At 48.6% G+C, this 21,287-nt stretch carries 26 protein-coding genes, 1 pseudogene and 2 riboswitches; of the genes and pseudogenes, 9 read left to right on the forward strand and 18 right to left on the reverse strand.

The window, feature by feature from the left end; all coding sequences use genetic code 11:
• Positions 1 to 71: 71 nt before the first annotated feature.
• The 10 genes and pseudogenes from HPY31_RS22965 to HPY31_RS23005 all read right to left on the reverse strand — a co-directional run.
• The gene (locus HPY31_RS22965; RefSeq protein ID WP_172142597.1) at positions 72 to 635 is read right to left on the reverse strand and encodes a hypothetical protein; all 564 of its coding nucleotides are present in this window, start codon (positions 633 to 635) and stop codon (positions 72 to 74) included.
• The gene (locus HPY31_RS22970; RefSeq protein WP_172142598.1) at positions 632 to 1,120 is read right to left on the reverse strand and encodes a YbaK/EbsC family protein; all 489 of its coding nucleotides are present in this window, start codon (positions 1,118 to 1,120) and stop codon (positions 632 to 634) included. Before HPY31_RS22970 ends, HPY31_RS22965 begins: the two co-directional genes overlap by 4 nt.
• Positions 1,117 to 1,854, reverse strand: coding sequence for an MOSC domain-containing protein (locus HPY31_RS22975; protein WP_172142599.1), 738 nt, complete (start codon positions 1,852 to 1,854; stop codon positions 1,117 to 1,119). Before HPY31_RS22975 ends, HPY31_RS22970 begins: the two co-directional genes overlap by 4 nt.
• A 25-nt stretch (positions 1,855 to 1,879) precedes the next feature.
• Complete coding sequence (locus tag HPY31_RS22980) at positions 1,880 to 2,677, reverse strand: NAD kinase (RefSeq protein WP_016738898.1); 798 nt, start codon at positions 2,675 to 2,677, stop codon at positions 1,880 to 1,882.
• Between the two features lie 102 nt (positions 2,678 to 2,779).
• The gene (locus tag HPY31_RS22985; protein WP_172142600.1) at positions 2,780 to 3,229 is read right to left on the reverse strand and encodes an NUDIX domain-containing protein; all 450 of its coding nucleotides are present in this window, start codon (positions 3,227 to 3,229) and stop codon (positions 2,780 to 2,782) included.
• A 95-nt stretch (positions 3,230 to 3,324) separates the two neighbouring features.
• Positions 3,325 to 3,723 carry a YugN-like family protein gene (locus HPY31_RS22990; protein WP_012684629.1) on the reverse strand — a complete coding sequence of 133 codons (399 nt, stop codon included), beginning with the start codon at positions 3,721 to 3,723 and terminating at the stop codon, positions 3,325 to 3,327.
• A gap of 150 nt (positions 3,724 to 3,873) precedes the next feature.
• A complete protein-coding gene (locus HPY31_RS22995) occupies positions 3,874 to 4,719 on the reverse strand; it encodes an LSm family protein (protein WP_172142601.1) in 846 nt (281 codons plus the stop codon).
• Positions 4,720 to 4,807: 88 nt separating this feature from the next.
• Positions 4,808 to 5,911: a glycine oxidase ThiO gene (thiO, locus tag HPY31_RS23000; RefSeq protein WP_172142602.1), complete on the reverse strand. Its 1,104-nt coding sequence runs from the start codon at positions 5,909 to 5,911 to the stop codon at positions 4,808 to 4,810.
• 631 nt (positions 5,912 to 6,542) lie between these two features.
• A riboswitch (TPP riboswitch) is annotated at positions 6,543 to 6,659 on the reverse strand.
• Positions 6,660 to 6,723: 64 nt separating this feature from the next.
• Positions 6,724 to 6,969, reverse strand: coding sequence for an excisionase family DNA-binding protein (locus tag HPY31_RS29245; RefSeq protein WP_309139218.1), 246 nt, complete (start codon positions 6,967 to 6,969; stop codon positions 6,724 to 6,726).
• Positions 6,964 to 8,313 (reverse strand): annotated as a pseudogene (locus HPY31_RS23005) (glucose-6-phosphate isomerase); the annotation flags it as partial. The pseudogene HPY31_RS23005 and the gene HPY31_RS29245, both read right to left, overlap by 6 nt.
• 210 nt (positions 8,314 to 8,523) lie before the next feature.
• Between HPY31_RS23005 and HPY31_RS23010 the strand changes: the two are divergent.
• From HPY31_RS23010 to HPY31_RS23020, 3 genes are read left to right on the forward strand one after another with little or no spacing between them, the layout of a single operon-like run.
• Positions 8,524 to 9,801 carry an efflux RND transporter periplasmic adaptor subunit gene (locus tag HPY31_RS23010; protein WP_172142604.1) on the forward strand — a complete coding sequence of 426 codons (1,278 nt, stop codon included), beginning with the start codon at positions 8,524 to 8,526 and terminating at the stop codon, positions 9,799 to 9,801.
• A 26-nt stretch (positions 9,802 to 9,827) separates the two neighbouring features.
• Entirely contained in the window at positions 9,828 to 10,547 is a 720-nt protein-coding gene (locus tag HPY31_RS23015; RefSeq protein WP_007724719.1) for an ABC transporter ATP-binding protein, read from the forward strand.
• Complete coding sequence (locus tag HPY31_RS23020) at positions 10,544 to 11,731, forward strand: ABC transporter permease (RefSeq protein ID WP_172142605.1); 1,188 nt, start codon at positions 10,544 to 10,546, stop codon at positions 11,729 to 11,731. The genes HPY31_RS23015 and HPY31_RS23020 overlap by 4 nt, the downstream gene beginning before the upstream one ends.
• Before the next feature lie 58 nt (positions 11,732 to 11,789).
• On the opposite strand, the gene HPY31_RS23025 is transcribed toward HPY31_RS23020, so the two are convergent.
• From HPY31_RS23025 to HPY31_RS23035, 3 genes are read right to left on the reverse strand one after another with little or no spacing between them, the layout of a single operon-like run.
• Positions 11,790 to 11,966 (reverse strand): hypothetical protein, encoded by a 177-nt coding sequence (locus HPY31_RS23025; protein ID WP_007724726.1) that lies wholly within the window; start codon positions 11,964 to 11,966, stop codon positions 11,790 to 11,792.
• A 48-nt stretch (positions 11,967 to 12,014) separates the two neighbouring features.
• On the reverse strand, positions 12,015 to 12,161 hold the full coding sequence (locus HPY31_RS23030) for a hypothetical protein (RefSeq protein ID WP_007724729.1): 147 nt from the start codon (positions 12,159 to 12,161) through the stop codon (positions 12,015 to 12,017).
• Positions 12,161 to 12,433, reverse strand: a complete 273-nt coding sequence (locus tag HPY31_RS23035; RefSeq protein WP_016738888.1) for a DUF3886 domain-containing protein — start codon at positions 12,431 to 12,433, stop codon at positions 12,161 to 12,163. Before HPY31_RS23035 ends, HPY31_RS23030 begins: the two co-directional genes overlap by 1 nt.
• 97 nt (positions 12,434 to 12,530) lie before the next feature.
• On the opposite strand from HPY31_RS23035, the gene sspK reads away from it, so the two are divergent.
• On the forward strand, positions 12,531 to 12,662 hold the full coding sequence (gene sspK, locus HPY31_RS23040) for a small acid-soluble spore protein K (RefSeq protein ID WP_007724732.1): 132 nt from the start codon (positions 12,531 to 12,533) through the stop codon (positions 12,660 to 12,662).
• A 252-nt stretch (positions 12,663 to 12,914) separates the two neighbouring features.
• Here sspK and HPY31_RS23045 read toward each other — a convergent pair whose 3' ends face one another.
• Entirely contained in the window at positions 12,915 to 13,421 is a 507-nt protein-coding gene (locus HPY31_RS23045) for a hypothetical protein (RefSeq protein WP_172142606.1), read from the reverse strand.
• Positions 13,422 to 13,801: 380 nt separating this feature from the next.
• Between HPY31_RS23045 and HPY31_RS23050 the strand changes: the two genes are divergently transcribed.
• From HPY31_RS23050 to HPY31_RS23070, 5 genes are all read left to right on the forward strand, one after another.
• A complete protein-coding gene (locus HPY31_RS23050) occupies positions 13,802 to 13,981 on the forward strand; it encodes a hypothetical protein (RefSeq protein ID WP_106654141.1) in 180 nt (59 codons plus the stop codon).
• Positions 13,982 to 14,092: 111 nt separating this feature from the next.
• A complete protein-coding gene (locus tag HPY31_RS23055; protein WP_172142659.1) occupies positions 14,093 to 14,449 on the forward strand; it encodes a DUF3905 domain-containing protein in 357 nt (118 codons plus the stop codon).
• A gap of 143 nt (positions 14,450 to 14,592) precedes the next feature.
• Positions 14,593 to 14,895: an iron-sulfur cluster biosynthesis family protein gene (locus HPY31_RS23060; RefSeq protein WP_172142607.1), complete on the forward strand. Its 303-nt coding sequence runs from the start codon at positions 14,593 to 14,595 to the stop codon at positions 14,893 to 14,895.
• A gap of 67 nt (positions 14,896 to 14,962) precedes the next feature.
• On the forward strand, positions 14,963 to 16,075 hold the full coding sequence (locus HPY31_RS23065) for a site-2 protease family protein (protein WP_172142608.1): 1,113 nt from the start codon (positions 14,963 to 14,965) through the stop codon (positions 16,073 to 16,075).
• A 216-nt stretch (positions 16,076 to 16,291) separates the two neighbouring features.
• The gene (locus HPY31_RS23070; RefSeq protein WP_172142609.1) at positions 16,292 to 17,629 is read left to right on the forward strand and encodes a hemolysin family protein; all 1,338 of its coding nucleotides are present in this window, start codon (positions 16,292 to 16,294) and stop codon (positions 17,627 to 17,629) included.
• 67 nt (positions 17,630 to 17,696) lie between these two features.
• Here the strand turns inward: HPY31_RS23070 and HPY31_RS23075 are convergent, their stop codons facing one another.
• From HPY31_RS23075 to HPY31_RS23090, 4 genes are all read right to left on the reverse strand, one after another.
• Complete coding sequence (locus tag HPY31_RS23075) at positions 17,697 to 18,674, reverse strand: cation diffusion facilitator family transporter (protein ID WP_172142610.1); 978 nt, start codon at positions 18,672 to 18,674, stop codon at positions 17,697 to 17,699.
• A gap of 146 nt (positions 18,675 to 18,820) precedes the next feature.
• Positions 18,821 to 19,135, reverse strand: a complete 315-nt coding sequence (locus HPY31_RS23080) for a DMT family transporter (protein WP_016738882.1) — start codon at positions 19,133 to 19,135, stop codon at positions 18,821 to 18,823.
• Positions 19,132 to 19,485: a DMT family transporter gene (locus HPY31_RS23085; RefSeq protein WP_172142611.1), complete on the reverse strand. Its 354-nt coding sequence runs from the start codon at positions 19,483 to 19,485 to the stop codon at positions 19,132 to 19,134. The genes HPY31_RS23080 and HPY31_RS23085 overlap by 4 nt, the downstream gene beginning before the upstream one ends.
• 140 nt (positions 19,486 to 19,625) lie before the next feature.
• A riboswitch (guanidine-I (ykkC/yxkD leader) is annotated at positions 19,626 to 19,729 on the reverse strand.
• A gap of 80 nt (positions 19,730 to 19,809) precedes the next feature.
• Positions 19,810 to 21,132, reverse strand: coding sequence for a short-chain fatty acid transporter (locus HPY31_RS23090; RefSeq protein WP_172142612.1), 1,323 nt, complete (start codon positions 21,130 to 21,132; stop codon positions 19,810 to 19,812).
• Positions 21,133 to 21,287: the final 155 nt, after the last annotated feature.

Consider the following 21,287-nt stretch of genomic DNA (forward strand, 5'->3'; position numbering starts at 1 on the left):
ACCTACAACAGAACAACGAAAAGTGGTTGCGCAGCCATAACCTCCTGCCAACCACTTTTTCATTTTCACTATTATAATTTTTTCGGAGCTTCTAATTTCACAGGGTCAACCATTACTTTTATGTGTGCTGACGTTCCTTCGATCGTTACTTTCACATCGGAAACAACCATTTCTTTTGGCGTTATTGCAACGTTGGTAACCGCAATGAACTGATCCAGCTCTGGAGTCCAGGTAAGTCCAGTAGCTTGAATCATCGCCTTCACTGTATGAACGTCAGGAACCCCTTCATACATGATACCGTCTATTGTTTTTTGATCGGCACTCAGCATAACACTTACCCATATCGCTTTTTCGTTTGCCGCATTTTCTTGTTTTGGATAATAAAAGCGGTAGTAATTTGTTTGCTTGTCCAACTCAAGCTGAAAAGGAAGGGTATGAATTCCTTTCACAGCTAACTCTTCTTTAATTTTGTTGTACTGACTCAGGTACGTTTCTGTTGTCATCTGTTTAAATGAGGAAGCAGAATGGGAGATGCTGTTTTCAATTGCAGTCGTTTGGTGGGACATTCCAAGCATGGTAAGACCCGCGACTACGACAATGGCTACTACTGCGATGGAGACTGCAATCTTTTTCATGATGCGCTTCCTTCTGCCGAAGCAGCATCGATTTCCTTCGCCCCTGTCATCTCCAACAATGCTTCATAAGAGACGGGTAAAAGCGATTCTGCTATACCAGCCGCCGTATAAACCACCGGGAAACGCTTCAAGGAGCGATCCACATAGACAGGCACTTCTTCCTGCAAAGCAAACGGACAAACCGCTCCGACACGGAAGCCTGTCATTTTTTCTACCTCTTCCGGCGTAGCCATTTTTGGCTTTCCTTGTCCAAACGCTGCCTTCACTTGCTTCGGATGGACACGCACATCGCCTGCTGCCACGAACAAGGCGAACTGCTCATCTACCCGAAACAAGATCGACTTTGCGATTTGACCGATCTCGACACCTAATGCCTGTGCAGCCACTTCCGACGTAGGTAACGGCTGTTCAAACAAAATTGGCTCGATACTCGCATCATAGCGTTTTACATAGCTGCGAACCTTTTCCAAAGGGCTAGCGATCATTCTCCGTCACTCTCCATCTCCACTAAAAAAACGTCATCGCCTTGTGACACACTGCCTGTCGTGACAACCGAAGCATAAACACCGAAGTGATTATTGTGCCGCTTGACGCATGCCTTCAATACAGCAGGGGTCATCGCCAACGTTTCCGGGTCGATATTGACATATACACAGCGCTCGCAGTGCTTGTTAACTTGCAAGGTCACATCATTGATTTTGATCTGCTTGCCCAGCCATTTGTCTTCGGCGAACGGCTCATCATCCTCCAGGACAACGACCAAATTCCCTCGAAAGCGTCGTGGATCTACCTGTTCTGCGTCAATCTGCCGCGCAATCTCTCGAAGAGATGCATCCGTGACCAGCAGAATGTGATCTTCCCAGTTCACACCGCCTTCATGCGGACTACTAATCATAGGCGTAACGGAGCGCTTCGCCGTCTCCGCGACATGGGCAAATAAGGCTTCATTCCACGTATGTACACTGCCGTCTCGGGCTTCAATCCGAATCGGCGGGTACGCTTCTTTTCCTGTCCCTTCGCTCATGCTGGCATGATACCCGATAAGGGCGGGCACAACATCCGCACTGAGATACTTACCTTGACGAGCATTATCCAAAAAATAATAGGCACGGTCTCCATACAAGCCAAATTCATCGACCGTACTTGATGATAGCTCTTCCCCTCGCATCCCTTTGACAGGATGACGGAAAATGGTCTGCAGTGTTCCTACTTTTTTCATTTGGTTCCCCTCCCCAACGCTTTCTCTATCCGGATATAAACGAATTGCGAACCCGCCCCCAAAACGTTAGTCGCTTATAGCGAGCGAATTTCACTTTGTCAGGTCCCACTCGGCAACGAATGGAACACACATCTTTCCACACTGCCTGCTCGCGGTCCAAGCCGATCATAATCTCAGGATTCATGACGATCAACTCTACTTCATGATGCTTCGGCAATACGAGCGAGCTGTTGATCGTCCGATACGCTTGATTATTGATCGAAGCGATCTCGGACAACTGTATCGCCTCAATAGACGGATGAACAATCGCTCCATCCACCGCCTTGTTGTACGCTGTACTTCCTGACGGTGATGAAACGATCAAGCCGTCACCGCGAAACGTCTCCAGCTCATCGCCATTTATATAGACGCATGTCACTAAGGTAGACAAATTCGCGTTGCGCAAAACCATTTCATTCAACGCCCACTTTTCATACTGCTTGCCATCTCTTGTGCTAATCCTGCATTGGACCGTCGGGTATTCCGCGATCAGAGGCTCATCGTTCATCAGACGCTCAACAAATTCATCCAGCTCCTCGGGACGCCAGTCCGCATAGAAGCCGAGATGTCCCGTATGAATCCCCACATAAGATGGCTCGATTCCGTATTGATGGACGGCCTCCAAAAGTGTCCCGTCTCCCCCGATGGATAACACCATATCCGGTTGCTCACCTGGTCCCTTCACAAAGGTAAACGGGCTATTTGCTGCATGCAGCTTTTCTTTTAATGCTTGTTCCACTTCTCGTGTATAATCGTCATTTCGCAGTACAGTCGCAATCTTCATGCTGGTCTGCCCTCACTTTTATCCTTACAAGCGGTCATATACGCTCTGGTGTTTGTCTTCACTATACCATAGGAAAAATCGACTTGCATAAAATCCCACCTGTCACCAGTGGTCACTCTGAAAAGTCTGCATGCGATACTGAGATAAACGCCTCTCTGTAGCCGGTGATATTTCCTGAGGAAGTTCATCCCAAGCGAAAAAGCGCAATTCCGCTACTTCTTTGTCATCCTTATGCAATTCTTGGCCAGGTGTGAGGTCGACATGATACAAGGCAATGTGGTCTCGTTTTCCTTCCCGCTCACTGTAAAACAGATGGCAGAGAGTAAGCCCGTCTGCTCGTATCCCGCACTCCTCCCACAACTCCCTGCGAGCAGCATCCCCAAACGACTCTCCTCGCTCTACCCCTCCCCCCGGCAAATACCAGCCATGAACATACGTATGCCGAATTAACAGAACTCCCTTTTCTTTATCCGTTACAATGACACGGACACCCAAGGTGAGAGGCTTGCGGATTTTCCAATACCATTTCGCCACTGTATGGTACCAGGCCATATTTCCACCTCACTTTTTCCATGTGCTACCATTCTTTAGTCACCTATTTTTTCCCTGCCAAGAATAAGAAAAAACAGGCCTATCGGCGGCCTGTCTCACGCGAGGCGATTCTCCAGCTCTTTGACAACCGCCTCTGCTTTTCGAATCCATCTCGAATCAATTTGTGCGTCTTTGTCTACCGGCTCTTGAAACTGATTCATCAAACCCGAAGCGAGCGCTTCCGTGTAGCCGATATCTTCTTCTACTCCAGTCTGGTACACATGCCTGATCACAAACGGCCGCCCCAGTTCCAGCCATGCATCCGGGCTATCGAGCTCGCCTTGCAATACTTTTACAGGCAAGCGCAAATAGACCATGTTTTTATCATCCAGCGCCCGGTCGAAGTACCCTTGCTCATAATCCCAGTTGGATAATGTAAAATGCGGCTGAAGCGCTTCACGAAAATAGCCAAATGTCGCCCGCGTTCCTGGCAAGCTACTGTTTATTTGTTGCATCGTCAATCCCTGCCTTTGTTTATTCTATGAGAAACGTCCACCTTTTGTTCGTAGTGTGTGACAAAAGGTGAGGTTGTACTCTCACATCTACAAAAAGCAGCAAGCCTCCTAAGCCCTGATGGCCTTGAGAGGCTTGTAAGTTCCCCACCATTAAATCAAGACAATTGTCAGGAGTGTAAAGAGTGCCAATGGAATGATTCTACGTCCGTTCCGGCATCTTCTACGTCTTCTTCCTTGGACTTTTGGCAAAACATATGGCGGTGGAGGTGGTGGTGGCGGCGGACAAAAAAATGGCGGATACGGTGAGAATGGAGGAAATGGCGATAGATTTTGCTCCCACGGACTTACTTGCGATTTCTGCTCGCTATACGGACTGACTTGGGGAGCGGGACGGTTACTGCTGCTATACGGGCTGACTTGGGGAGCGGGACGGTTACTGCTGCTATACGGGCTGACTTGGGGGGCGGGACGATTGCTGCTGCTAAACGGGCTGACCCGTGAGTTGTTGGAACTGCCGAAAGGGCTTACCTGACTGTATGGATTAAACTCATCGCCATAGGGACTTACCTGTGGATAGTATGGATTGCCTCCATAAGGACTAAGATCGCCATAGGGAGGATAACCTGCATACGGATTATAGCTCACATATTGAAAGTAATAATCAGGATACTGCCCCCATCCTCCATACGGCTGCCGATGCGCCACTTCCATTACTTGATAAGGATTGTAGTCCTCATAGTTATCATAGTTCTCATAATCATACTCTTCGAAAACCTCTTCTTCCTCCGAATCCTGGTCGACAACTTCTACGTATACGTTTTGATCATCATAATCGACAATGACGCCTTCAAACACTTGCCCGTCAAGTGCTTCGATGCGCACTTTTTTCTCCACGTGCTCCTTGCAGATGTTATGCACATTTTCTCGCATATCCTTTAACAGGCTGACAAACTGAATGTCAGCCTGATACAGGTTTTTTTCAGAATCAGACTGCATGGAAACTCCTCCCCTTCTGGTGTTTCTTTATTACCATATACAAGTGCCCATGGGGAGGTTACCGGAATCTAGGCGAGACTAGCCTAATTTATAGAAAGCGGGCAGGTAAAAATGGCAAGATGCGCTCCGTCTCTCCTTTTTCCACAAAGTCCGCCATCGCTTTTGCAGTGACAGGAGAAAGCAAGATTCCATTGCGAAAATGTCCGCCTGCGATCGACAGTCCTTCCCAGCCAGGAACGGGGCCCAAAAGCGGCTTGCCATCTTGGGTCGCAGGTCGAAGTCCCCCCCACGCCTCCAGAAAGGTAGCGGAGTGAAGCGCAGGAACATACGGCATGGTCCCTTGTAAGATACTCGCTAAACCTGCCATTGTAACGTCTCGCTGGAAGCCACTCTCATCCTCAGTCGCACCAAGGACAATTTTTCCATCCTTTTTCGGGGTGATGTAGCCTGTCGTTCCGAAAATCACCGTTCGCAATGCAATGCCCACGGAAGAAACGGCCGCAATCTGCCCGCGTACAGGGCGAATCGGCACCGAAACACCGAGCATTTCCAGCATCATTCCAACCCACGCTCCCGAGGAAATCACGGTCTGTGTGGCACGTAGTGACCCGGAAGAGGTCTCGACCCCGATCACTTTTCCGCCTTTCACGGCAATGCCGCTTACCACACAGCCTGATAACAGCTTCACTCCTTGCAATTGGCAAGCAGTAGCCAAGGCGCGAAGAAGCATTCGATTGTTGATGTGTCCTTCGTAAGGCGAGTAGATAGCCGCTTGCACTTGATCGGTCAGAAGCGGCTCTATCTCCTTCACTTGTGCTGTATTCGAGAGCCAGTGCACAGCATGTCCCGCTTCTTTTTGCCAACGGTACTTGTCGGCGAGCTGTTGGACTTCCTCCTCATTTAACGCGACGGTTAGCAACCCATCCAGGCTTAGTTGGACGTCTCCACCACTCCATTCTTCCAGCTCTGCTGCCCATTCCGGGTATAGCGCAAGCGACTCCATGCCCAAATCGAGCATCGGTCCAGGTGCTGTGAATTCTTTCAAAGGAGCAAGCATCCCGGCCGCAGCAGAAGACGCCTGCCCTCCCCATTCGCCCTGCTCAACCAAAGTCACGCTTACCCCGCGCCGTGACAGCTCGTATGCCAAGCTCAATCCGATAATTCCTCCACCCACTACCAGACAATCACTCATCTTTTTTCTCTCCTCACCATGTTGACTAAAAACGTCTTGTACGCAGCTGTTGTGGTGTGGAGGAAACAGGAGAAAACGCTCAGCTTCTAGGGCCACCCCCCTGGGGGATTGACTGCACGACTCCATGCAAAAAGCGAAACCGCGTCCAAAGTGGTCTCTTCAGGATGTGTTTCAGAGGTGGACGCTTAAAGGCGTGTTTCGCTTTTTGCATTCCGTCTCGGTCGGTGTCCCTAAGATCTTCGCTTATTTCTCCTGTTTCCTCTACGAGCTTTCCGTGTGATCCGAAATTTTAAAGCTTTAAAAATGTTGAAGAACGAAATCAGTTACGCCAGAGAAGAATATTTCCAGACGTAGCGACTTGTGGAGTCCTACCGAGCGGAGAAGGGATTCGCGGGCAACAGAAACGCAACCGTGCCCACGCTACGTAGCGGCTACCACTTTTGCGTTTCCCCGCGAATCCATTCGGAGCGGGCAGTCTTAACCCCCAGCAGGACGGAGCCCTGAGCCTAGTCTGGAAATATTCTTCTCTCCCCTACAGCCACATGCCCACTTCTCCATAACAAAAAGCCCACCAGTTCCCGAGCAGGAAAAGGTGGGCTACACGCGCATAGGTAACAATCAAGCGAAAAGCGCTGTCTGCCGGCAACCGTATCCCTGCGCCGGCATGATCCGGATCAGGTGCAATGGGTCGACGGTCGATTGCTTCCATCCTCTCAGCCCCGCATGAAGGACTCCCCAAGTTGCTTGTTCATTATGATATTCCTTTGTAAGTATAGTCCTGTTTGCCGCCATCTGACAAGCACGTCCGCTGGTTAATCCTCATCCTTCACATCGTAGCTCTCCGGAATCGGTTCATGGCGTGCAGCATCCTCGAACTCCTGAAGCTTGCGAATTTCCTCCAGATGATGATTGAATTGCTCTTTATTAATGATGTACTCATTGCCGTCATGAACAGCACGGATGCGTCCCTGCTTGATTTTTTCCATAATAAACGTCTCGGGAAGCTCCAAATAGGCGGCTGTCTCCTCAACGGTCAAATACGTCTTATTCTCGCGCAATCTAGCCTCCAGTTCCGCTTTCTGCCGCTCGTAGCCCGGCTTGCCCAACAAAGCAAACATATTGGCCTTGTACGCCTCCACCCCTGGCTGATCAAACGGATTGACACCTAGCAAATAGCCGCTGATTCCGCATGCCTTTTCAAAAAAGTAAATCAGTCCACCGAGATAGTAAGCTGTCGCCTCCGGTATTTCCACAAGCAGATTCGGTACGCCGCCGTCCACATGGGCCAGCACCGTTCCCTCGAAAGCCTTTTTATTGACATACCCCATTCGTTTGCCAGTCAAAAAATTCAATCCATCGACGTCAGCGGGATCCTCCTGGACAGTCAAATCAACAAGGGGCTTCGTAACAGACACAACGGTCTCAAACAAATGCCTCATGCCGTCCTGTATGTATTGACCCAACGAGTGCAAGTCCGTTGAAAACTCAGCAGAAGCCGGAAAAATTCCTTTGCCGTCCTTGCCCTCCGATTCCCCAAAGAGCTGCTTCCACCACTCCGCAAAGTAGCGAAACTGCGGTTCATAGCTGACCAACAGCTCCACTGTCTTGCCTTTTCGATAGAGTGCATTGCGAAACGCCGCATACTGATAGCATGGATTATCGCGCAAATCCATGACCATGTAGCATTCGCGTGCATCCCTTGCCCCTTGCATGAGTGCATCCATGTTCGCCCCGCTTACAGCGATCGGCAACAATCCAACCGCAGTCAGGACTGAATATCGCCCACCGATATCATCCGGAATGACAAAGCACTCATAGCCCTCGTCGTCCGCCAGCTTTTTCAGGGCTCCCCGCTGTTTATCCGTCGTAATGTAAATTCGTTTTTTGGCCTCTTCACGTCCGTATTTCTTTTCCAGCCATTCCCGAAAAAGTCGAAACGCGATAGCGGGCTCAGTCGTCGTGCCCGATTTTGAGATGACGTTGATGGACACATTTTTTCCTTCCAATACATCCATCAGATGAGAGATATAAATCGGACTAATATTGTTGCCCACAAAATAAATCTCTGGAAAACGTCGCTTGGACTTCGGCAGCAAATTGTAGAAGCTGTGACCCAAAATGTCAAGCACCGCTTTTGCCCCTAGATACGATCCTCCGATGCCAATCACCAGAAGCACATCTGAATCTGATTGAATTCGAACTGACGTTTGGCGAATTCGCTCATACTCATCCCGGTCGTATTGTTCCGGCCAATCGACCCAACCAAGATAATCCTTGCCGGGTCCAGTCCTTGAATGAAGCATTTGATGCGCAATTTCGATCGTTGGAGAAAGCTGCTCCCACTCATGCTGTTTGACAAAGGCTCGAGCGTTGGCGTAATCAAAACGAATCGTTTTGTTCATAGCTCCCCTCCGAGGAACGTCATCTCATCTTTATCTATGATATCACGGCAATTGGCGGCAAAGAACTTCCCGATAAAACGTATCAAAATGCGTTTAAATGTGTCCAAAATGTGAACATTCGTCGTTTTATGTTACCTTTTTCCAGCACTACCGTAAAACCCTTTCGAGCAATGAAATAATATGGTTCTTACCAAAGCAAGGAGAATGAACATGAAAAAACGATGGTGGATCATCGGTTCCGTCGTAGTCCTCCTGGGCATCGGGGGCGTTGCGTTTTCCATGATGGGATCGCAACAAGCTATGGGAATGCCTGTCAACATCGGCGCACCAACGAAATCAGCTTTGGAAAGCAAGGTTTTAACATCAGGGCTCGTCACCGTAGAAGACAAGCTCAAACAGTACGCCAACGTCACTGGAACCTTACGTGAGTTTGTCGTCAAGGAAGGCGACAAGGTGAAAAAGGGACAAGTGATCGCGAAAATCGACACGTCCGATGTCGATAGCCGAATTCTCGAGCTGGAAGCGCAAATGGAATTGGCCAAAGCCAACCTCGCCAAGGCACAAATCGGCAATGAGCCGGAAGAAGTCGCACAGGACCGAGAGCGTGTCTCCCAAGCCCAGCGTGAATACGATGCGGCAAAGCGGGAATATGAGCGGATGAATCAATTATTCACTTCTGGCGCTTCAACCCAGCAAGAGCTGGACAAGCTGAAATCACAAATGGAAAGTACTCTATCTACGCTAAATGTCGCCAAGCAACAGCTCGCTCTCAAGCAAAAGGGGCCACGCAAGGAAGACATTGCCGCTCAGCAAGCCCAAATTAACAAGCTGAATGTAGAAAAAGCACAGTTGAATAAAGAACGTGTCCAAAGCGTCGTCGTAGCACCTATGGATGGAACCGTCATTGGCGTTGCAGCTAATAACGGTCAATACGTCAACAAGGGAACAGAAATCTTGACCCTTGCCAATCTGAACAATTTGTTGGTTGAAGCAGATATCAACGAATCCGATGTCAACAAGCTCAAAATCAGTCAATCTGCCACGATTGAAGGCGTGACACTCGGAAAGAAAAAGCTGAATGCGGAAGTAGTGCGCATCTCTCCAACCGCGACTACGACTGCCACCAAGTCGGGGCAAGGTGAAAAAACACGCGTCAAAGTTACCCTCAAGCCATCTGGAGATCTATCTGCTTTGAAGCCTGGCTTCCATGTGGACATCAACATCTCCGTCGAAAAAATCGATAATGCCTTGCAAGTGCCAATCGAAGCTGTACAGCAAGATGCTGACGGCAGCACCTTTGTTTGGGTATCTGACAATGGTGTGGCGAAAAAACAGAAAGTCCAAACCGGTATGGAAAATGAGTTGTTCTCTCACGTCAAGTCTGGACTTAACGGTGATGAGCAAGTGATTCTTGGCCCTGTCGAATCCCTGACTGAAGGAACACCTGTCATGCCGATGAGTGGCGGCGGCGCACCAATGGGCATGTAACACGTAAAGAAGGAGGTCAGCCGACGATGCTTCATGTAGAAGGCTTGACGAAAGCATACAAGACGGGTGATACCGTACTGCCCATCTTAAAAGGTGTCTCCCTGCTGGTGGAACAAGGCGAATTCGTTGCCATCATGGGGCCATCAGGATCAGGGAAGTCGACGTTTATGAACATGCTAGGCTGTCTGGATCGTCCAGATTCGGGCTCGTACATGTTAGACGGCATTGAGGTCAGCAGCTTGAAGGATACGGAGCTCGCCGTTGTTCGCAACCAAAAGATCGGCTTTGTGTTCCAATCGTTTAATCTACTCGCCCGCTCTTCCTCCTTGCACAATGTAGAGCTGCCGATGATGTACGCCAATGTCAGTCGCTCAGAACGGCGCAAACGGGCTACAGAAGCACTCAAGCGAGTGGGACTGGCTGAGCGCATGGACCATAAACCAACCCAGCTATCCGGTGGTCAAAAACAACGTGTAGCAATTGCCAGAGCACTGGTCAATAAACCAGCCATCCTGTTGGCAGACGAACCGACGGGAAATCTGGACAGCCGCTCCGGGGTCGAAATCATGGCCATGTTTCAGGAGCTGCATGCGCAGGGCGTTACGATCATTCTGGTTACCCACGAATTGGATATCGCCCAGCATGCTGAGCGGATTGTGACTTTCAAGGATGGCGTGATCATTCGCGATGAAAAGGTTACGGAGCGAATATTCTCCAAGCCGTCTGACGAGGTGATTGTCACATGAATTTTATGGAAAGCTTTAACACCGCCGTAGAAGGTATTTGGGCGAACAAAATGCGCTCGATCTTGACCATGCTCGGTATCATCATCGGGATTACCTCCGTCATTGTCGTCACGGCACTCGGTGAAGGTGGACAAAAAGCCATCAACGAAGAGATGGAAAAGTTCGGGCAAAACACGTTTAACGTCTTCATCAATTGGGAGACAAAAGAAGAGATTGCCGCAGAAGATATGACTGTGGAAGATACAGAGGTGCTCGGCAGGATTAGTCCTGCCATTCAATACATCGTCCCTTCCAACTCCAGTACGATTGATTTGAAGGGGCCGAAAAAAGAAGAGCGCGTCAACCTCACCGCCTCCACTGCTGATTATTTTTCGATGCAATCAACATTGAAGGTGGCAAAAGGACGACTTTTCAACGAAGTCGATGACAAAGAGCAGCGCGCCGTCATCGTTTTAGAGGAAGCTCTTGCTCAAAAGCTGTTCGGTCAAATGAGCCCGATTGGTCAGCGTGTTCGCTGGGGGAATCAATCTCTCGTCGTAATCGGGACGTATACGGAGGAGAAGTTCAAGTTTGACATGGCAACGAGCTATGGGGCGATTATTCCCATCCGTTACGAAATGAGCCTGCAGGAAGAGCCTTCTGTCCAAATGATCATGGGAAAAGCGATCGACAAAGCGTCTGTCGACCCAGCCATGCAGCAGGTCAAACAGTACTTGAGCCGCAAGCATCAAAAGGAAGACCATTACAGAGTTCGCAGCATGCAGGAATCGATGGATCAGTTTAATCAAATGACGGGCACCTTGACGCTGATCTTCAGTATCATCGCAGGTATCTCCCTCGTGGTTGGCGGCGTCGGCGTGATGAACATCATGCTCGTATCCGTAACAGAGCGTACTCGCGAAATCGGAATTCGCAAAGCATTAGGGGCACGCCGACGAGATATTTTGATTCAGTTTTTGATTGAATCGGTCATCGTCTGCTTGATCGGTGGATTGATCGGGGTGTTGTTCGGCCTTGGTATCGCTTCGATCATTGCCTATTTTGCACAGTTGCCGCCGCTTATGTCCTGGAACAGCGTGTTTATCGCATTTGGCTTCTCCAGTGCCATCGGTATTTTCTTCGGCCTCTATCCGGCCAACAAGGCCGCCAAGCTCGATCCAATCGAAGCCCTGCGCTACGAATAATGGAGTAGCCTTTATGAAAAAACAAGCACCTGTAAGCTCTCTGGCTACAGGTGCTTGTTTATGTTGGCAACGTATCCGTTACCAGCTTCAAAAGAAAAAAAAGCGCAATCCCCACGCTCGCGACCGTCCACCAGAGCGGCTTGCTGTCAGCCTTTTCTGCCTTGTAGATCCCGATTAACTTCCAGGTCCCTACTGCCACACACAAGAGGCTAAACAGGAGCAGGATTGTCCCCATGACCTCCCTCCCCTCACTCCTAGCTATATGGGAATGAGAGAAAAAAAATCACTTCTTCGGGTCCTTTTTGCCCAATCGACCGAGGACCATCCGGCCCCGTTCTTTTATGGACTCGTCCTTGATATCTTGTTGCCGCTTTTTCATCAAACCGTTTTTGGAAGTATCCGGTCGGTCCGTTTGCCGTCCATCTCGCATTAGCTGTACTTGCCTCCGCCTTTTTTCTCGTAATCGTTTAAAAGCTCAGCAAAGCTCTTGTTGCGCTCGCGTTCTTCCTGCTCCCGGCGCTTTTGTTCAGCTGCTTCCTTTTCTTTGCGCTCGCCCTCTGTCTTCATGTCTTTTTCAAGCTGCTTGAGTGCTCCGAGCGCATCTGCATTCAGCATATCCTTCAAACTGTTCAATCCGCTTTTCGCGTCTGTCGTAGTGGTTGTCTCTGGTTGACGCTGTGGTTTTCGTTGTTTTTTTGCCATTTGAATTGCCACCCTTTCCCTATCCTCATTCTGTCCTCATTCTCTGGCCCCATCCGGGTCATACTATCTTCATCTTTCGCAAAGAGGAGGACATCACATGGTTCGCAACAAAGAAAAAGATTTTGGAAAAACCGCTGAAATCCGAGGACCCAAAGCCCAATCCGAGGCTGTACGTTCTGACGGCTCCATTAATAGTGAACCACAAGAAAGGCTAAAAGAAAACCGCTAACAAAAAAACCGCCGGGCAGCCATTATGCTCGGCGATTTTTACTCTTTAAAAAGTTTGATGAGTCTAGAGGGACCGGAAGAGAGAATCATTCATGAGTATGCAATTGAAGGGAACGTTTCTTTGGTTGAAATGCTTTGCTGACTAATTTTGAACAAGTATCACTTTGAGCTGATGTAATTGGGCCAATAAAAGGATTTATAAACGCATGGGCAAGCATAGCTTGTACATCTGGGGTTGAAGGAGATTCGATCCTTACAGCTCACAGGGTCTCCTTTTCCGCTTATTTTCAACATAAGTTAGAAAAGCTTGCATTCCTTTAAGCCAAAGAGCTAAAAAGGGTGTCGTAACTGGTAGTACTATCAGGGCATATAGGGGTGCTAATTTAAAATAGTCATGCATGATATCATTCGCTGTAATCTCTGTTGACGGGGTCATTACACGCTCAAAGCCATACTCTAAAATAAGCAACAGCGTAGCACCAACTGACCCCATGAAAAGAGGGATTATAAAACCTAGAAAAGCACATAAAACCCAATATACCCATAGGCGAATGTTCCTGAATGCCTGGAAGTAACCTGAAATACCAGAAATAACAGAGACAGGAAATAGGGATGTCGCAAAAAACCATAACCATCCCCCAAACGATGCTCCCCCAGCCGACATGCCGCCAGCTGCGAAATCTCCGAGAAAAGAAATGATAAAACTCAAAAAAAACATAGTCACCAAACCGTAAATAAGACCTACTAACGTAGAGCGCACATTAATACAAATTGTCGCTCCCTCCCCCAAGTGATTTAGGTTATAATAATATTATTATTTTTCAATAAATTCCACATATTATCAAATACATTTCATTAGTGGGTCGCGATATCTTTGTTTTTTAAGCTTCTTTCGCTACTTATGCTTGAATGTTAATTACTTGGCCCAGTAGATTTGACCTTTTCTGAGATTTTCGATGTCGTGGCATAAATGACCGAGATTCCTTTAATGAAAGGACTTTATCAAAAAGTTTAACGTTCAGTTGTAGAAAACCAATAGTCTCCCTAATTGGACGAGGGTATTGGAAAAATAAGGAGACACATATTGGAGAAAAATGAGTCTAATATATAAAGCGAGCATCGCGTGGGGGAGGGATTTTTATGCCAATGTGGGCGTTCTTATTAACCATTGTTGGTGGCTTGATCGTATTTGGTGTAATTTATGACCAGATCAACAAAAGAAAAAAGAGAAAGACTCCCAAGAACTTGAGCAGCTCCCAAATGGTGTACACAGAGAACTATCTAAACGAAGTACGTAATGATATTAGCGGACCTCAATAAAAAATGCAGCTCACTCTCCCTTGGGAGGCTGGCTGAGCACAAGCTCCCTTCCAAAACCGAATAAGGGGTCAGTGACTGATGCATGCTATGGGATAAAAGGAGGTCCTGATGATGGATAACGAGAAGCAAAGGAACGACAAGACGAAGGATATTTCCCTCGATGGGACGCTGCCGCATCAAATCAGTGCTCCTGACTTCAAGAACTCGTCCCGTACGATTCAAAAGCCATTCGTCAATGAGTTCGGAGTCGTCATCGGTGACAGCTTGTACGAGTCCAAGGAATCTCCCTTACACAACTGGAGCACAGAAACCGACCCCTCCATCATGTCAGGGGATGAGTGGGTACATCCGACCAATGACATTGGCTGGAACTCGATAGAAAACCGTGAGCTCCTTGAGGATCAAGAAGAACCAGGTAGAGCGCGTTTTATGCATCCTACCCTCGACGTGAGCAAAGGCAGGGACTAATACCAGCTTTTTCATGCAAGCCCGTTCGGCAGAGGCACTTCTGACCGGACGGGTGTTTTTGGATTGCGCTTGCACCTTGAGTCTCGGGACACTACTCTGACTTGTGTTACAATGGAAGACAAGTAGCAGAAAGGAGCTAGTCCATGAGTATCACACTTGCGATAGAGCCGGCGTTTTCCCTTGCCTATCAACGTTATGCCGGGTTTGTACCTGGAGATACGCTTCGATTATATGTACGAACAAGCGGCCCCGGGACCGGTGGCATGTTTTATGCGATTGAAAAAGATGAGGCCTTCACCGATGATGCTGTGTTTGAAGTAGAGGGGTTGCGATTTGTCATTCGTCCAACTGATTTCTGGTATTTCGACGGGGGACAACTGAGCTACAATCCGCTCTATGGCGAGTACGGCTTTCACTTCACAAATCCTCGTCTGGATGACAACTAGACAGAAACTTCTATCTGCTTGATTCGTAAGAAAGAATATCTGCCTATATCTTCTGGGAGGAAAAACAATGAAAAAAAGCCGTTCAGTCCTTTTGGCGATCGGTGCTTTCTTACTTGCCAATTTCAAATGGATACTTAGCTTACTGAAGTTTTCGAAATTCGGAACCACCATTATATCCATGGGGATTACCTTGTGGGCGTATGCCGCTTTTTACGGATGGAAATTCGCCGTAGCTCTCGTCTATCTGATCTTCGTCCACGAAATGGGGCATGTGATTGCCGCCAAACGAAAAGGAATCGCGACTTCACCCGCTGTTTTTATTCCTTTTGCGGGAGCCTTTATTGCCATGAAGGACATGCCGCGTGATGCAAAAACGGAGGCGTACTTAGCCTACGGCGGACCCTTGGCGGGGATGATTGCTTTCTTGCCTGCCCTTCCGCTGTATTGGTATACGCAAGACCCTTTCTGGGGGTTGGTTATCTATTTGGGCGCCCTGCTCAATTTATTTAACCTTCTGCCCGTCTCCCCGCTGGATGGCGGACGCATCGTTTCGGTATTGTCGACGAAGATTTGGTTTATCGGGTTAGTCGGGCTGGGGGTTATGCTGTTCGCCAATCCAGGACCGATTACTGTGATCATTTTCATCATCGGCTTGATTACGTGGTACAACCGCCTACGTGGCAGCTATCAACAAAAGCTCCTGCAATACGAGCGCGAGAGGATTGCAGACTTCCAGCAAAGTATAGCCAAATGGCCCGCGCTGGAATCGACATGGGATGTTCGCACGCAAATGAATGCCGAGGTAAATGCGATCAACCAGGAAGATTTGAAGAAATTTTACGTTCCATTTGTGCAGGACAAACAACGCCTTCAGCGTGACTTCAAGCGACTCGATAAAGTGTATGTGAACAGAAAATGGGAATTGTTCAGACTGTGGGAACGAGAGCCTGCTCTGTATTACGATTCGGACCCGAACCGACCGATCCCATCTGATACTCTTCGTGATGGAGAACGTGCGGCGCAAGAGAGGTTAGCCGAACTGGATGAGCAAATGCACCAGCTCACTACGTACTACGATGCACCTGCTTCTACGAAGTGGAAAGTGTTAGTTGCCTATCTCGGTCTCGCTGCTGTACTGTCAGCGTTTTTCGTCTACGCCCAACAAATACTGCACAGGTAACCGCTTGCACTCTGCGTTGCTTGACAAAAATGGATGCCTATCTGCGGCCTTCTCCGAGCGCAAAAACGTGCGCTACGGTTATCTGAGGGTCGCTCTTGCCGACCAAAAGGGCAGAAACGCCCTCTATGGTGGTATATCGCTTTTGTACGTTCCACCCAATCAGAGTAAAATAGAAAATAGTACTTTCATAAAATTCCAGAGAGGATGACTTTTTACTTGGACACCGTCCCGATAGTGCTCAACCTACTGCTTGTTATATTTCTTGTTTTTCTCAACGGCTTTTTCGTAGCCGCAGAGTTCTCACTCGTGAAGGTGCGGCAAACGCGCCTGACACAGATGGTGAATGAAGGTAACAGACGTGCAGTCTACGCCCAAAAAGTAACGCATAAGCTTGACGCTTACCTATCTGCCTGCCAGGTCGGGATCACTCTCGCCTCGCTGGGACTGGGTTGGGTTGGGGAACCAGCCATTGCCCATATGATTGTGGAGCCTTTGCTTGGATCTTCTGGATTGCCTGAATATGCGATCTCCGCGATTTCTTTTGGTGTAGCCTTTGCGATTATTACGTTCCTCCACATTGTCTTGGGTGAGTTGGCTCCGAAATCATTGGCCATTCAAAAAGCAGAAATGACCTCGTTGTGGGTTGCCGCGCCATTGATGTTTTTCTATAAATTGCTTTACCCTGCAATCTGGTTCTTGAACGGAACCGCCAACGCCCTCATGAGACGTCTGGGACTCGAAGCGATCTCAGAACATGAAGCGGCGCATACAGAAGAAGAAATTCGCCTTCTGGTCAACCAAAGTCACCAAAGTGGCCATATCGACCAAACCGAATTGGCCCTTGTGGAACAAGTTTTTGACTTCTCCGAAACCGTTGCTCGGGAAACGATGATCCCGCGCATAGATATGGTTTGCTTATATACGACGAATACCTTTGAAGAAAACCTGGAGATTATTCGCTCGCAGCGCCACACCCGTTTTCCAGTTGCAGCTGAGGACAAGGACAACATCATTGGTTTTGTCCATGCGACAGACTTCTACCTTTCTGCCTTACAAGAGGGAAGCGTAGAGCTGGATTCGTTGCTCCGCCCTGTCCTGACCGTACCGGAAACCATGGAAATCAGCACGGTATTGCGTCTGATGCAAAAAAACCGTTCGCAGCTTGCTATTGTCATCGATGAGTACGGCGGAACAGCCGGTCTCGTGACGATGGAGGATATTTTGGAAGAAATCGTTGGGGATATCCAAGACGAGTTTGACGAGGAAAGACCAGAGATTGAGAAGCTGGACAATGGCCTCTCCGTATCCGGTATGCTCGTGTTGGCTGACCTGAATGACCATCTTCCGTTCGAGCTCGAATCCGAAGATGTAGACACGATTGGTGGTTGGCTGTACAGCCAGCTCGAAGAAGACATCGCTGTTGGTGCAACAGTAGAATGGGAAAACCACCTGTTCACCGTCAAGCAGATGGATCATCACCGTGTCACACGCGTTCTGATTACGCATTTGGACAAAGATGAATCAGAGCAACAAGAACTGTTGACTGTCTCCTAATCATCACACCTCAGTACAAATCAAGCCCCACACCTGCTTATATGGCCGGTGCGGGGCTTTTTTTCGTCTATGTGGTTCCCTGACCCATGAGTGGCTTCCAGTCATCCACGCCGTTGTCCTCCAAAATCCCCATCGTCACATCGCTAATATCCGGGTCAGTGAGCAAGCTGTCGCGAATGCGGTATTTAATATCGTCCGCTACAGCAAGGCTCAGTCCCGGCCGCAGCTCTACATAGCTTTCCACATGGTAAAAACGCCCTTCCTGTACAATTCGCAACTTATTGATGTCCGTTACATCCGGATCAGCAAAAATGACCTTGGCTACCCGATCCTCGATTTCTTTGGGAGCTGCAATCCCAATTAAACCGACCATGTTGTCGTACCCTACCTTGAATGCCACACCCACCATGAGAATCCCGATCAGAATGGTGGCAATCCCGTCTAGCAAGGCAAAGGAAGTAAACGTCGTGACGATAACGGCAATCAGCGCCAATAGCGCACCGAGCGTCGCTACGATGTCTTCATAAAAGACAAGTCGTGTCGGCGGAGCCGCACGTCCTACATTCCGAAAGGCTGCTGGGATGACAGCAAAGCCTTTCGCTTCCACCCGCGCTTCATGAACGATTTCGAACATCGCTTTTACGAGTACATACCCATCCACAATGACCGCCAGAGACAAAATGATGAAATTCAACCAAAAATGGCTGGATTCTGCTGGCTTGGAAATGAGATGGAGGCCTTTTACAATGGTTTCGTAGGCCATGATGGTTACGACGATCACCGCGACCATACAGAAAATGTTAATGACACGACCAAAGCCTGTAGGGAACCTCGGTGTCGGTTTTTTCTCTGCGAGCACGCTGCCAAAGAAAACGAAGAACTGGTTGACCGCATCGGCTACCGAATGCATTGCCGAAGCAAACATGGCTCCGCTCCCACTATAGACAGCCGCAAAGCCTTTTGCGATAGCAAGCCCTGTGTTCCCCAAGGCTGCCGTCGCCGAGGACGTATTTCCCTTTTTTAACGTTGCCCAGAAAGAGCCCATGGTGTTGCCATTCCCTCCTTGAACGAGACGATTTTCTTTACTATTCCCTATTCGTAAGGAGTGTTCCTTATGAGAAATGGAACATATACAAAAAGAAAAGGCAGACATCCGAAGTGGAATATCTGCCTTTCCTTGATACGGCTTCCTTATGCTACTAATTTCAATCCTGCTACAGCTATAATCACCATGGCGATGCACAAGATTCGCAGCTTGTCTTTTGCTTCTCCATAGAACAACATCCCGACCAAAGCGCTTCCTACCGTACCAATCCCTGTCCAAACCGCATAGGCTGTCCCCATAGGGATTTCTTTCATGGCGAAGGACAAGAGGAAGAAGCTGAGAGAAAAGCCACCGATCAGCACCGCAAACGAGCGGAACGAAGGCTTTTGGTTAACTTGTGTAATCCCCATCACGCCAACGACCTCAAACAACCCTGCAAAAATTAAGGATAACCATGTCATGCCACTTCACCCTCCCTCTTCGGCTTCTCTTCATGATCCGGTGTGACCAGCTTCAACCCAAGGATTCCGCCCAAAAGAAGTGTGATCAAGCCTACTTTCGCCCAGCTGAACGGTTCCCCAAACAGGACCATTTCGCTAATAACGGTACCGGCCGTACCCAAACCGACGAAGACCGCATAAACCGTACTCGTCGGCAGCTTTTTCCCTGAATAGACCAAAACACCAAAGCTGATAATAATCGCTAGGATGGTCAACGCCCATGACCAAAAGCTGTCGGCGTGCTTCAAGCCCGCTACCCACATGACTTCAAATACTGCTGCTACGACAACCATCAACCAATATTTCCCCATTTCTGTCTCCCTCCTCTTTCTTTTACGCTCATCGCAACGGACGTATCCGTTTTTATCGTTCCCCAAAATACATACTCACCCAAGACGGCTCAATCTTTCCGAATGCAAAAAAAGCCTCGGGTGAATACCATCACAGATATTCCTCCCGGGCTTTTATCCCTCCGTGTACACGACCGTGGTCGTGGGTTTTCTCTCGGTCCTGACCGGCCAAATGACTGACCGCGGAACCCTAGAAAACTCCGTTCATATGCAGTTCTTTTCTTGGGGTAACTGCCATCATCATATCAAAAAACGCCTCGATTGGCAATGAACGTGCGCGCTTCGCTAAAAAAGCAAGAAGCCCAAGCTGATAATGGCGCCTGTCACGATCAGCATCATCAAGCAGTAGCCCATGATATCCCTCGCACCTAATCCAGCAAGAGCTAGCACAGGTAATGCCCAGAATGGCTGAATCAGGTTCGTCCACGCATCCCCCCAAGCAATGGCCATCGCGACTTTTGCATGGGAAACGCCCAGCTCAGTGGCAACAGGCAGCATGATTGGTCCCTGTACTGCCCATTGCCCTCCACCAGAAGGAACGAATATGTTCAATAGGCCTGCACTCCAAAACGTAAACAGCGGGAAGGTAGTAGGTGTCGAGATGCTGATAAACCATTGAGAGATACTCGCAGCCAGTCCAGAAGCCGTCATCATCCCAATGATTCCGGCATAAAACGGAAACTGCACGACGATCCCTGTCGTGGTTTTCACCGCTTCATGCATGGCATCCAAAAACTTGCGCGGTGTCCCATGAAGGAGTATACCCAGAAACAAGAAGCCCATGATGACGACATCCAAATTCAGCTTAAAGCCTTTATCAGCAAAATAGTAAATCAAATAAATAATTCCGAGTGCTGAAACAAGAACCGAGATCAAACGGCTGTTCTCCATTTTGGAGGCAGGAGTATTGTCGATTGTTGAATCAGCAGCAGCCATTTCTTGTTGCGCGATCCCTTCGCCCTTGAATACAATTGTATCTTTTTCGGCAGGCATCATGAATCTGTTCACAATCGGGAGGACAATCATAATGGTGGCTACAATAGTCAGATTCATTGGTGAAAACATCGTTTCCGAGGTCGGAATGACACCGATGATGTTTTCCAGGCTATGCTTTTCCGTAGCGATCGTCAAAGGAACAGAGCCAGCAAGCCCTCCATGCCAGACGACAAATCCTCCATATGCGCTGGCGACGAGCAATCGATAATCTACCTTTTCCACTTGATTGGCAAGAACGCGTGCCAATAGCGCACTGATGACAAGCCCAAATCCCCAATTGATCCAGTTGGCCACACAGGAAACGACTGTGACGAGTACAATCGCTTGTCCTGGCGTCTTTGCCAGTGATCCCAAGGCATTCAAGCCACGCTTACAAATATTCGTACTGGCTAGCGTATGACCTGTAATCAAGATCAAGACCATTTGCATCGTAAAGCTGAGCAGGCTCCAGAAGCCGCCTCCCCAGTAGTTGACCATTTCCATCGGTGTTTTGCCATTGACGACGATCCCGGCAACAAACACGAGGAAGGTCAAAATGATTGCAAATAAAAAGGCGTCTGGCAAATAGCGTTGCACCATGCGGACCGAAGCATTCGTTAAAGCTTGAAACACATTTTCATCCCCTTTTCAAAAAAGCATTCATGTACGTATGCCTTCCGATATAGCAAGAGGGATGCCAATCTGTTTTTCGAGGAAAATGAATACGCTTTCAAAATAATTGCTCTGCTATGCTGACTACTTTTTGCACAGTATGACACTTGTTTGCG

The sequence above is a fragment of the Brevibacillus sp. HB1.3 genome, assembly GCF_013186635.1.
Classification (GTDB): domain Bacteria; phylum Bacillota; class Bacilli; order Brevibacillales; family Brevibacillaceae; genus Brevibacillus; species Brevibacillus brevis_D.